Annotated in this window: 13 protein-coding genes; 6 read left to right on the top strand and 7 right to left on the bottom strand. The window is 35.9% G+C overall.

Features of this window, described 5'->3' with window-relative positions; translation table 11 throughout:
• Window positions 1–5: 5 nt before the first annotated feature.
• The 5 genes from BAZ10_RS14550 to BAZ10_RS14530 all read left to right on the top strand — a co-directional run bounded on the left by BAZ10_RS14550 (window position 6) and on the right by BAZ10_RS14530 (window position 4,326).
• Entirely contained in the window at window positions 6–428 is a 423-nt protein-coding gene (locus BAZ10_RS14550; RefSeq protein ID WP_078772651.1) for an SRPBCC family protein, read from the top strand.
• Window positions 429–461: 33 nt separating this feature from the next.
• Window positions 462–899, top strand: a complete 438-nt coding sequence (locus tag BAZ10_RS14545; protein WP_078772650.1) for an SRPBCC family protein — start codon at window positions 462–464, stop codon at window positions 897–899.
• Window positions 900–1,358: a DoxX family protein gene (locus BAZ10_RS14540; RefSeq protein ID WP_078772649.1), complete on the top strand. Its 459-nt coding sequence runs from the start codon at window positions 900–902 to the stop codon at window positions 1,356–1,358.
• 114 nt (window positions 1,359–1,472) lie between these two features.
• Window positions 1,473–3,476, top strand: a complete 2,004-nt coding sequence (locus tag BAZ10_RS14535; RefSeq protein WP_078772648.1) for an alpha/beta hydrolase family protein — start codon at window positions 1,473–1,475, stop codon at window positions 3,474–3,476.
• A gap of 202 nt (window positions 3,477–3,678) precedes the next feature.
• Window positions 3,679–4,326, top strand: coding sequence for a J domain-containing protein (locus BAZ10_RS14530; protein ID WP_078772647.1), 648 nt, complete (start codon window positions 3,679–3,681; stop codon window positions 4,324–4,326).
• On the opposite strand, the gene BAZ10_RS19095 is transcribed toward BAZ10_RS14530, so the two are convergent.
• The 7 genes from BAZ10_RS19095 to pnuC form a co-directional block, all read right to left on the bottom strand.
• On the bottom strand, window positions 4,323–4,475 hold the full coding sequence (locus BAZ10_RS19095) for a hypothetical protein (protein WP_164474698.1): 153 nt from the start codon (window positions 4,473–4,475) through the stop codon (window positions 4,323–4,325). The two genes, BAZ10_RS14530 and BAZ10_RS19095, sit on opposite strands and share 4 nt — an antisense overlap.
• Before the next feature lie 44 nt (window positions 4,476–4,519).
• Complete coding sequence (locus BAZ10_RS14525) at window positions 4,520–5,083, bottom strand: tyrosine-protein phosphatase (RefSeq protein WP_078772646.1); 564 nt, start codon at window positions 5,081–5,083, stop codon at window positions 4,520–4,522.
• A gap of 5 nt (window positions 5,084–5,088) precedes the next feature.
• Window positions 5,089–7,680, bottom strand: a complete 2,592-nt coding sequence (locus BAZ10_RS14520; protein ID WP_078772645.1) for a TonB-dependent receptor — start codon at window positions 7,678–7,680, stop codon at window positions 5,089–5,091.
• Window positions 7,680–8,705, bottom strand: a complete 1,026-nt coding sequence (gene mltG, locus BAZ10_RS14515; protein ID WP_078772644.1) for an endolytic transglycosylase MltG — start codon at window positions 8,703–8,705, stop codon at window positions 7,680–7,682. Before mltG ends, BAZ10_RS14520 begins: the two co-directional genes overlap by 1 nt.
• Window positions 8,706–8,712: 7 nt before the next feature.
• Window positions 8,713–9,480: a diaminopimelate epimerase gene (dapF, locus tag BAZ10_RS14510; protein WP_078772643.1), complete on the bottom strand. Its 768-nt coding sequence runs from the start codon at window positions 9,478–9,480 to the stop codon at window positions 8,713–8,715.
• Window positions 9,481–9,599: 119 nt separating this feature from the next.
• Complete coding sequence (locus BAZ10_RS14505; protein WP_078772642.1) at window positions 9,600–10,250, bottom strand: translation initiation factor IF-2; 651 nt, start codon at window positions 10,248–10,250, stop codon at window positions 9,600–9,602.
• Between the two features lie 7 nt (window positions 10,251–10,257).
• The gene (gene pnuC, locus BAZ10_RS14500) at window positions 10,258–10,947 is read right to left on the bottom strand and encodes a nicotinamide riboside transporter PnuC (protein WP_078772641.1); all 690 of its coding nucleotides are present in this window, start codon (window positions 10,945–10,947) and stop codon (window positions 10,258–10,260) included.
• A gap of 184 nt (window positions 10,948–11,131) precedes the next feature.
• Here pnuC and BAZ10_RS14495 point away from each other — a divergent pair, with 184 nt between their 5' ends.
• Entirely contained in the window at window positions 11,132–12,646 is a 1,515-nt protein-coding gene (locus BAZ10_RS14495; RefSeq protein ID WP_059156296.1) for an amino acid permease, read from the top strand.
• Window positions 12,647–12,653: the final 7 nt, after the last annotated feature.

Here is a 12,653-nt window from a genome sequence, read left to right as displayed (position 1 = left end):
ATTTCATGGAAAAACTTTTTTATCAGATCCAGATTAAGGCTGCTCCGGATAAAGTATGGGAAGTATTATGGAATGATAATACTTATACACAATGGACATCAGTTTTTGCTGAAGGTTCTTTTTATAAAGGAACTTTGGAAGAAGGAAGTATTGTAAAGTTTTTCGATCCTAATAATAACGGTATATATAGCCGTGTTGAAAAAAATATTCCGAATAAAGAAATGAAATTTCTGCATCTTGGTGAAATTTATGATGGGGTAGAGAAGGCGCAAAACTGGGGAGAGGCAACAGAATCTTATGTATTAGAAGAAATCGGAAACGGAACGATTCTTAAAGGAGAGATACAGACCCCGGAAGAATTTAAAAGCTTCTTTGAAGATAAGTTTCCGAAAGCATTGGAAATTGTTAAAGATTTGGCTGAAAAATAAAAACTGAATTTTATAACCCTAAAAGATATATTTATGGAAACCTTATCATATGAATTTGAAATTAAAGCTTCGCCACAGAAGATCTGGGATATTTTGTGGAGTGAAGCAACCTACAGTGAATGGACAAAATTTTTTGGTTCAGATTCTGTTATGAAATCAGACTGGAAAGTTGGCGGGCGTACATTATTTGTTAACAACAAAGGCGACGGAATGGTTTCTACGATTGATAGTCTCAAAGAACCCCATCAGATCGTATTTAAACATTTAGGAATGATATTAAACGGGATTGAAGATCTCCATAGCAAAGAAATTATGGAATGGAGTGGAGCCCAGGAAAAGTATTTTCTTACAGATTTGGGAGATAAAACCAAACTTCACGTCGAAGTGCAGGTAGATGAGAAATGGAAAGATGATATGGATAAAGGATTTATCAGAGGACTCGGATTGGTAAAAGAATTAGCAGAAAAATAAATGAAATTATTATCCATACTTTTTAGTGTATTTATTATAGCCCTGCTCGGAACAAAAATTATTCAGGGAGAATGGAACTGGACTTTTTCCGGTAATCTGGGGATGGCTGTATTTATTATTTTTACCGGATTTTCTCACTTTAAGTTCCAGAAAGGAATGGCTCTGATGATTCCTGACTTTATTCCTTACAAAATGTTCTGGGTATATTTTACCGGAGTATTGGAAATAGCAGCCGGAATAGGATTAATGCTGCCACAGCTGAGAGAATTAACAGCCATTTTGCTTATTGTTTTTTATGTTGTTGTATTTATAGCCAATATTAATTCCTCAAAGAAACGGATCAATATTTTTAAAGCCAACTATACAGGCCCGGGAATGGCATATTTGTATAAAGAAAGAATACCTATGCAGATTATCCTGATTGCCTGGACATGGTACTTTGGGATTTATTTACACTAGAGAACAAATAAAATTTTGCATATAAATCATATTGAGTGTAACATTTTGGTGTTATAAATAGTCTTATTAGTAAATAACTGTTTTTCGGTTATCCTAATCACTAAAATATGAGTTATGAAATTAAACACTAAACTTTTTATAACCGCCCAGGTTGTAATAACTGCTGCTATGATGAATGCACAAAGCACTACTACTAAATTGCCGGGAGATGCTACACTGCCATCTTCCAAAGCTAATTTGGAACAACTTGCTTCCTATGATAAAGGAAATTTTAAGTACAAAGTCGAAGATTATTTTGCAAGACCAAAAGCTTCACAATTTAAAATTTCACCAGATGGACAGTTTTTATCTTACAAAGAGAAAGATAATAACAAGAAAAATCATGTTTATGTAAAAGACCTGAAGTCCGGAAAAATAACCAAAGCTATTGAAGAAAAAGAAGATCTGATTAAAAGTTATGGATGGTTAAGCAAAAACCGTCTGTACTTTACTCAGGATAAGGGTGGGAATGAGAATATCCACCTGTATGCTACGGACATTGATGGAAAAAACTTAAAAGATCTCACACCATTTGAAGGTGTGAAAATAGGTTTTGCAATGCCCGTAAAAGATACCGACTTTGTTGTGGTTACTATGAATAAGAACAACAAGCAGATTTTTGAACCTTTTAAAATAAACTTTGTTACGGGGGAAGCAACCCAACTCTTAGAGAACAAAGATCCTAAGAATCCTATTAATGATTATATATTTGATAAAGACGGAAATCTTAGAGGATATACAATATTGGTAAACGGATTAACAACCCATACATACTACAAAGATTTGCAGACAGGGAAATTCAACCTTCTGAAAAAAACTGACTGGTCAGATACATTCGATATTATCAGCTTCAATGAAAATTCTAAGAATAAAGATGAAGCTTATGTTGTAACTAATCTGGATAGTGATAAAGCGAAGATTGTTTTATATGATCTGAAAAAGAATGCTGTGATTAAAGAAGTTTATTCCAATCCGGTATATGATGTGAGCTCTATAAGTCTTGCCGGTAAAAACAGAAACTACGAACTGGATTACATAAACTACGAAGGAGAAAGGGGAGAGATTATACCGGTAAGTAAATTCTACAAAGAAGTACACAATAAGTTGAAATCTGAATTTGGAGATAAAGACTTTTCTGTAGTTTCTTCTGATGACAACGATAACAAATTTCTGGTTGTCGTAAGTAGTGATAAATTGTATGGAACTTATTACGAGTATGATACAAAAACTAAAAAAACTAAACTTTTATATGATCTGATGCCTCAGTTGAAGCCTGAAGATATGGCAGAAATGAGACCTATAACCTTTAAAAGCAGGGACGGACTTACAATACATGGCTATATTACCTTACCTAAGGCAGCACTTGAAGGAAAAAAAGTACCGTTAGTTGTAAATCCTCATGGAGGCCCGCAGGGAGTCCGTGATAGCTGGGGATTCAATCCGGAAACGCAATTATTTGCCAGTCGTGGTTATGCTACATTACAGGTTAACTTCAGAATATCCGGAGGATATGGAAAATCATTCCAGAAATCAGGGTATAAGCAAATCGGTAGAAAGGCAATGGATGATGTAGAAGATGGAGTAAAATACGCAATAGAGCGGGGTTGGGTAGACAAAGATAAAATTGCTATCTATGGTGGAAGCCATGGTGGGTATGCAACATTAATGGGGCTTATAAAAACACCGGATCTTTATGCGTGTGGTGTAGATTATGTAGGTGTTTCCAATATCTTTACTTTTTTCGATTCGTTCCCGGAATACTGGAAGCCTTACAAAGAAATGGTAAAACAAATCTGGTACGATCTGGATAATCCTGAAGAAGCTAAAATAGCTAAAGAAGTTTCTCCGGTATTCCAGATTGATAAAATAAAGAAACCATTATTTGTAGTACAGGGAGCTAATGATCCGCGAGTTAATATCAATGAATCGGATCAGATTGTAAAAGGCCTGCGGGCAAAAGGTTTTGATGTTCCGTATATGGTGAAATACGATGAAGGTCATGGATTTGGTAAAGAACCAAACAGAATTGAGCTTTATACCTATATGCTGGGCTTCTTTGCAAAGAATTTTAATAAATAAATCAAATAATAAAGAAACGAAAAGTATCTGCTTTTCGTTTCTTTGGTTATAGGGATTTTAAAGACAGAAATAAAAACAAAAACATACGAGATATTTTCACTGGAGTTTAAACTTTTAAAAACAAGAAAATGAGTCTTACGTTTTTATATTACATTAGTCGTATCGGAAAATAAATTGTTATTTTTGCTTCACAATTCCCATTGTGAAGGACTATTACTACTTTCTCGGTATTTCTGTTGACGCTTCAGACGAAGACGTCAGGAAGGCTTATCGTAAATTATCTCTAAAGTATCATCCTGATAAAAGTGATAATGATCCTTTTTTCGAAAATCGCTTTAGAGAAGTACAGGAAGCCTACAATACACTAAGTGACGAAGATCGGCGCAGAACCTACGATCATCTTCTGAGTCTTGAACAGAAAAATGCGAAATCTAATCTGCCTCCACGCATAAAGTCTTTTCATGCGAACAAGATTCGTGTGGTAAAAGGAGAAGAAATTATTATTACCTGGCAGACTTTTGATGCCGATGTAGTGAAAATTCACCCGTTTGGACTGGAAAAGGCTTATGGAGAAAAGAAATTTATTGTCAATGATTTTGATGCCGAAGGAAGGTTTCAGCTTATACTGAACGCGACAAATACACTGTTGAATAAAACAGTTGCGAATGGCATTACCATTACAGAAGTTTTTGAAGTAGAAAGAGAAGAATACCCAGTAGCTGAAGAAAAAGCAGTTGAGGTAAGAAAAGCAGATGAAGCAGATGAACAGCTTCCGGTTTATATAAAATGGGGGATAGCAGCGGCAGCTGTTATTTTAGTTATTCTTTATTTGCTATTGAAAAAGCATTAAGCCATTTTCAGGCGACCCGGGCATTTTTTGCAGCGTTTTCCTGTTTTGAATTTTTTACAACATTTTTTCTTGTCACAGTACATTTCTTCTGTATGATTAAATGCTGGTGCTAATGGAGCAACTCTGAAAGGGATAATGTTAGATTTCATGTTGCAAATATAAATTAATTTAGAATAAGTACAAATAAAAATAGCTATTTAAATACCTGTTCTTTAATATGATTTATATCTGCATTTTGGATATAAGTAATTAAACCCGGATAAAACCAGTGGTAATTGTAGCCACCGCGTTTCATCTCTTCGATAGCCTGATCTTTGCTCCAATTCTGGAAAATAATGCGGTACATAGCTATTGTAACTCCGGTTCTGTCACTTCCATGTGCGCAATGTACTACAATAGGCTTAGGAGCTGTTTTTAGTATTCTTAAAGCTTCAATTATGTCTTTATCCGACATCTGTGATGCTTTCATCGGAACACTATACAATTTGCCTTTATATGAGCTTCCTTCTACAGCAATAAGATCTTTGTGCTGGCGTCTCAGATCCAGAACAGACTCCATCTGTTTTTCCTGGAAAAAGTGAAAGCCCGCATTATCGGGCTTTTCACTTCTATAAATGCTGTCGCTAACTTTATGCAGATTGTGGAAAGGCTTTTCTGTAACTTTTGTTGCCCAGTTTTCAGGCCGTGGCCCTTTCATACTTCTGGAAGTACAAGCCATTGTACTAAATGCTAAAATTATAACAATTGTTTTTTTCATATTTTTTACATTGGTCCGCCTTGCTCGTCACCACCATCGTAATTATTGTTGATGTCTTTTTTTCTTTTAGGCTGATCAACTTTCTCACCCTGTTTGAAGCGGTAAGACAAAGATATGGAAAACTGTCTTGGCTGCCACTGCATATAATTACGTCTTGTAAAATCATCATTAAAGGTGAAAGACTCCATTCTTCTGGTATTAAATACATCCTGAATGTTAAACGTAATAGTCCCGTCACCATTCCAGATTGTTTTAGAAGCTCCCAGGTTAAGAGAATACATATCTGATCTGTTCTGGCTTGCTGTCTTTTGTGCACCTCTGTATTGTCCCTGTAGCTGTACACTTAGGGTTTTGTCCAGCTTGAAAGTTGTATTTAGTCTGGCACGTGTAGAGAAGCCACTTCCGGTAAAATCCATTGTTCCTACTTTAGGTTGCAGTGTGACTTTATCTATAGTATTATAAGACGCTATACCTGTAGTTTTATACCCAAACAAGTCTAAACTACCCATGAATTTTAACCATGATAAGGGATCGTAAGTGAAATTAAGATCCAAACCATAACGATCACTAGTCCCAAGATTTATAGGCTTGGTATAGAAGACATTCAGCCTTTCATCTGGTCTGTATACCAACATTTTATCATCGTCTGTAGTGCGGCTGTAATACAGAGTAGGATTCACCGTAAATTTCTTTTTCTGAATACTGTAACCAACTTCAAAAGAGTCTACATAAGATGGGTTAAGATCTATATTTCCTTCAAAGATATTCTGATTGTTGCTATAATTAGGGAAAGGTACCATGAAGAAAGCTCTTGGTCTGTCGATCCTACGGGAGTAATTTACCAAAATCTGATTATTCTTTGCCACATCATAGCTTAAGAATATACTAGGGAATAGATTATTATAATTTTTGGTCTTATTAATATTGGTCCCTGCAAGATTACTATAATCGATTTTTACATTAGAAAGTTCATCTCTCAGCCCAAGCTGGTATCCGAAATTACCAACTTTACTTTTGAACTGAACATAAAAAGCATTGAAAACTTCCTGATAATCCGTTGTATTATTATAATTTGGAATCAACTGATTGGTTGCAGTAGTATTCACAATATTGTTATAATCATTCTTATTTACATCCAATCGGTAACCAGCTTCCAATTTCGAATTTTCACCAATTGGTAATTCGTAATCTGCTTTACCAATAATCGTTTTCGTAACCGATTTTCTTTCAGTGTTATCGTGGCTTACTAAGGCAGAATCTAGTGTTTCAGTGATGTCAGAGTAGTTGTTACTGCGATTTCTTTGTACACTTAGTGCTAAAGATAGATTATGTCCGTTGGTATTAAATTTATGATCTAATCCTAAATCCCCCTGAAAAGCAAGGTTATTGCTCCTTCCAACAGAGGTTCTGGTACCTAATGAATTCATAAAATCCCAATTAAGTGTACTGCGGTTAGCTCTGTAAAACTCATTATAAGTATTTAAAGGTTCTCTGTTATCGCCTTCAAAAGTTCGTACTACACCTGATAAACTTAAAGATGTTTTATCTGAAATATCATAAACAAAACCTCCGGTTGCGTTATAGTTATTATTATAAGTCTTGTTGTTAGAATTTTGTGACTGATATGATGATATATCATTAGGTTGGGTTGCTAGACCAGGAGGGATTTCTGGAAGAACAATATTGTGATAGGTTGTTTCCGTTTCATTTCTACCTTTACTCTCTGTGTAACCACCGCCACCATTTAAAAACCAGGTCCAGTTGTTTTTTCTCCAGCTTAAATTGGCATTTAATGCGGTTCTTGGCATATAACCTAGAGTTCCGGTAACACTACCATTGAAACCAACTTTTTTATTTTTCTTAAGGATGATATTTAAGATACCTGATGTACCCGATGCTTCAAATTTAGAAGAAGGATTCGTAATAACTTCTATTTTTTCAATCTGATCTGCAGGAATACTTTGTAGAGCATTCGCGCCATCGTCAATACCTAAAAGTGAAGACGGCTTACCATTGATTAAGAACTTCACATTGGTATTTCCTCTCATAGAAACTGTTCCGTCTGTATCTACAGATACTGAAGGAACATTGGTTAGTACATCTTGTAATGTACCACCTTTACTAATAAGGTCGGTTGATGGGTCATAGGTTTTTTTATCAAGCTCAACCTTGTAAGGCTTAGATGCAGCAGCAGTAATGGTAACACCTTGTATACTCTTGGTCTTACTATCTACAGCTTCCTGACCTTTCAGAGCCTCTATTTGAACACTGCCAATGTTTCCGGCAGCAGTTATTGTTTTTTCTGTCTGAAATGTCTTAAATCCTGGTGTTTCTACCTGTAAGGAGTAAGTTCCGGGAGTAAGATTAAGAGAGTAGTTTCCTTTATCATCCGTCATGCTGCCATCAGATAACGCATTATTTGTTTTGTTAGCAAATGTAATAGAAGCATAAGGAACAGCTGCACCGTTTTTATCAGTTATCTTTCCGGATACAGCTACTTTCTGTTGTTGAGCAAAGGCAAAAGCTGCTGCACTAAATGCGAGCGTTAAGCCTAATGTTCGGGTTACAATTCTCTGTTTGATTTCAGTTTTTATCATTATTTAATTTCTTTTTTATTCAGCCAGTCCTGGTAAATTTTGGCATTCTGAACATGCTCTTCAGGATTATTGGTGAATTTATGTAAGCCTGGCCTGGAAGGATCGGCTACCATAAATATATAATCATTGCTTTCTGCATTCAGAACATTTTCTACCGAAGATTTGTTGACCAGGCAAATAGGACCCGGCGGGATACCTATGTTTTTATAGGTGTTATAAGGAGAGTCTACGGTAAGGTCTTTGTAATAGACTCGTTTAATCGACTTAGTGAAATTGGCATCTTTGTTTATAGCATAAATTACCGTAGGATCACTTTGTAGTTTCATTCCTTTGCGGTAACGGTTCAGATATAAACCAGCAATTCTTTTTTGTTCATCGGGTTTTCCACCGGATTCTTTCTGAACAATAGAAGCTAATGCATAAACCTGAGTACGGCTAAGGCCTAAATTCTTTTCTTTTGCAAGATTCTCGGGAGTCCAGAAGTCATTATAAAGACTTTCAAATTTTTTGAAAAAATCTTCAGGTGTTACTGTCCAGTAAAAATTATAAGTATCTGAAAAGAAATAGGGCTTCAGATCTTCCGCATTATTCAGTCCTTTCTGGCGGGCAATTACATTAAATGCCTTTACAAAAGTTAAAGAGTCCACTTCCGTTTTTCGGGATACACGGCCAATCATCTGATATACATCATCGAAATCCTTTATTCTGAAGGTATTCTCGGTTTGCAATCCCGCCTTAATCATGTTGATAAGTTGAGCATTGTCTGCACCTTCTTTAATTTCATAACGTCCGGCTTTTATCTTACTCTCCAAACCTTTGGATTTTGCAATTTGAGTAAAGCTTTCAGTATCATTCAGGTATGGTTTCAGAGAATCTGTTACCTGCTGGAATGTTGCATTGTGAGGCACCAGAATAAATCCGGACTTTTTCACATTGCTTCCGTAATTTTTTTTGTAAAATTTCCAGCCGAAGAAGCCTGCTACCGAGACGATAGCAAGTGCTGCAATTAAAACTACTTTCTTCATAATGCTGTTATTTTACTTCTAAATTACCCTTAAATACCTGTTTCGCAGGACCTTCTAGCCATATATTACGGAAGCCTTTTTCAGCTTTTTCCGCATATACTTTCAATGTTCCTCCAAGAACCTTGATATGGACAGGGGTTTGATTATGATTTTGCATAAAAGTTAAAGCAGATGCTGTAACTCCTGTTCCGCAACTGTAAGTTTCATCTTCTACACCTCTTTCAAAAGTTCTTACAAATAGTTCGTTTTCAGAAGTTTGTGTTACAAAGTTTACATTGATGCCCTCTTTTTTGAAAGTTTCGTTGTTTCTTATTTTTTTTCCTTCTAAATAAACATCCATATCTTCTACATCTTCTACAAATGCTACATAGTGAGGTGAGCCTGTATTCATTACCGTATATTCAGGGAAAGTATTAATGTCTTCTACATCAATCATTTTTAATTTTACCAGATCTCCGTTTACCTCTGCTTCATGCAGGCCGTCAATAGCCATAAAGCTTGTTTTATCTTCAAAAATATTCAGAAAATGAGCAAAAGAAACAAGACAACGGCCACCATTACCACACATAGTACTTTCATTACCATCGGCATTGTAATATACCATCCGGAAATCGTATTGATCATCATTCTCCAGAAGGATAAGGCCATCTCCGCCAATACCGAATCTTCTGTCGCAAAGTTGTGCTATAAGCGAAGTGCTTTTTGGAAAGGTAAGATCACGGTTATCAACCATTACGAAATCATTCCCTGTTCCCTGATATTTATAAAATTCCATAAATGTTATATATAAAAATTGGTAGTTATAGTTCCCGAATTAATAACGCGAAATTAGTGAATAATTTATACAAAAAACAGCCACAATATGTGGCTGTTTTTTGTATAAGAATGTTTAAATTATCTTCTTCCTCCGGTATTGAATCCATTGTTTTCATTTCCTGATCTTTGCTCTGTAGATCCGGAATTTCTGAAACCATTATTATTCATGTTATTATTAGAACGGGTCTCTACACGAGTTTCAGGACGTGGCTGGTAATTGTTGTTATTCTGGAAACCATTGTCTCTTCTTCTGCCATCATTGTTTTCGGCTCTGTAACCCTGGTTATTGTTGTTACCATTTCCGTATTGGCTGTTTCGGAATCCATTATTGTTATTAGTATTACCCCAGCTGTTTCCTCTGTTATTATTGTTCCATGAATTGTTATTTCGGAATCCGTTATTCTGATCTCTTCCGGAAACAATTCTTTTCTCTACGTATATTTTTCTTCTGTTATTATTATAGAAGTAGGGTCTTCCACCATCATAATAATAGGAAACACCTCTTCTGTAGTAGTAGCCATCATTCCCCCAGTAGCCACCGGGACCATAGTAATTATAGTTAGGACCACTGTAGTATACGTTATTCATATAATAACCTCCGTCATAATATGGATTTCTATTATTGTTATAATATCCGTCGTTATATCCATATCCGTCAGTATAAACACCGCAGGAAGCTAAAGTTCCGACAGTGAAGAGGCTTAGTGCTATTTTTGATAAAAGTTTCATGATGTGTTTAATATAATTGGTTTGATTTATTTTTCTCTTTCTCTTTAATGCTTTTTGACCAGTCCATGTAACCGTGTATGGAAATTATAGTAAAGATAATGTATTGTATTGCTGTTATACCAAGTTCTTTGTAAATCATCATAGGAATACATATCAGATCTCCTATAATCCAGAACCACCAGCTCTCTACCTTCTTTTCCGCCATTAGCCACATCCCTGCTAAAAATATAGAAGTCGTAAGAATATCCATATAATTAGCCCAGTCTAAATGACTTAAATCCAAAATGATGCCAATCATTGAAAAACCATTGTTAATGTATGGCTTATAGTAGTAGACAAGTGTTACAAGTGCCATGCTGAGGGCAAAAAGAATCGTACAAATTTCCCATTCTCTTTCTGTAGCACGGGAAACTTCAACATGAATATGGTCTTCAGAGCTATTAGCCCACTGAATCCAACCATAAATACTCATACTGGTGTAATAAAAGTTGATGAGCATATCTCCCCATAATCCAAAATGATAGAGGATATACACATATATAGTGGTACTGATAATACCAGTAGGATAAACCCAGATATTTTTCTTTGCCGAGAAATAGACACTTAACAAGCCAAATATTGCGGCAATAGATTCCAGTAATATTTGTTGCCACGAATAGCTGAGATAGGGGTCAATAAGATAATTGAAAATGTCCATAATGCCCAAAGGTAGAGCTTTTCGGTCTATGTTTACAACGAATGTCTAAAAAATGAAAATTTACATTTTAGTCTTATGTAGAAGGGGAAAGGCAAAAACAATGAGTTTTTGTTGCTAAAAAAATGTTAACATATTGTAAAAAATTTCTACTTTCGTAAATCTAAAAGAAAAACTGAAAAAATATATGGCGAGTATTTGGGCAAAGAAGCCGCTTAGTGCCTACGAGGCAGACATGAAGAAAAGTGGACTGAAAAAAGTCCTTGGAAAATGGAGCTTAACAGCAATAGGGGTTGGCGCTATTATTGGCGGCGGAATCTTTGTTCTTACAGGAACTGGAGCGTATTATCACGCAGGACCTGCACTGGCAATATCCTTTATTATTGCAGGAATAGCCTGTGTTTTTGCTGCATTATGTTATGCAGAATTTGCATCTATAATCCCGGTTGAGGGATCAGCGTATGCTTATGCTTACGGAACTGTAGGTGAAATCTTTGCATGGGCTATGGGGTGGTGTCTAATTCTGGAATATGCCATGGCGAGTATGGCTGTGGCAGTAAGCTGGTCCGGGTATTTTACTAAATTTCTAAAGATATTCGGAGTACATCTGCCGGCATATCTTACATCGGATCCGGCAAGTTATACGGGAACAGGTTTCTCTATGAATTTACCGGCATTTATTCTGGTATTATTGCTTACAGCGCTATTGGTAAAAGGAACTAAAGAAGCTGCGGGAGCAAATAACCTAATTGTATTATTAAAAACGGCAGCTGTAATTTTCGTAATTATTTCCGGAGCTTATATAATCTTCTCTAATACTGATCTTTACAGTGCAGTAGATGGTGTGAAAAACTGGAAACCTTTTATTCCGGATGAAACCCTGATTAAGAACTCCGAGGACAAGATGGTGTCGGCCTATGGTATTAAAGGAATTATTTCCGGAGCTGCAGCAATATTCTTTGCATATATCGGTTTCGATGCCGTTTCTACCCAGGCAGGTGAGGCAATTAATCCTAAAAAGGATGTTCCTTTTGCAATTATCACATCATTATTAATCTGTACAGCATTATACATTTGTGTGTCTTTAGTACTAACAGGGATGATGAATTATACAGACTTTAATCCGGCAGGAAAATATCCTGAGGCAATTAAAGCTCCTGTAGCATATGCATTCGAAATTGCAGGTAAACACTGGGCTAGTAATATTGTAACGATTGCAGCTACAGTTGGATTGATCTCTGTAGTAATGGTAATGATGATGGGGCAGTCTCGTATCTTTATCGGTATGGCAAAAGACGGATTGATTCCTAAATTCTTCGGAGAACTTCATCCAAAAACAAGAACACCATACAAAGGTATTATCATATTAGGATTGGTTGTAGCCTTTGTAGCAGCACTTACACCAATTTCTACCCTGGCAGATATGACCAGTTTCGGAACCCTGTTCGCCTTTACGCTGGTATGTATTGCAGTATGGGTAATGAGAAAAAAAGAACCAAACCTGAACAGACCATTCAAAGTTCCTGCTTACAAATTAGTTGTAGCATTAGGGGTAATTATCAATATCTATCTGATTTTTAATCTTAGTGCCCACGCTTTGGAATTATCTGCAGGATGGTTAGTGCTTGGTATTTTTGTCTATATATTCTATGGTAAAAATAATAGTAAACTAAATAATCCGGATAAAATAACGGAAGACTAATTAATGC

The sequence above is a fragment of the Elizabethkingia occulta genome (assembly GCF_002023715.1).
Taxonomy (GTDB): Bacteria; Bacteroidota; Bacteroidia; order Flavobacteriales; family Weeksellaceae; genus Elizabethkingia; species Elizabethkingia occulta.
Note: the sequence above shows the minus strand (reverse complement) of the source record. Positions and strands in the feature narration are given on the sequence as shown.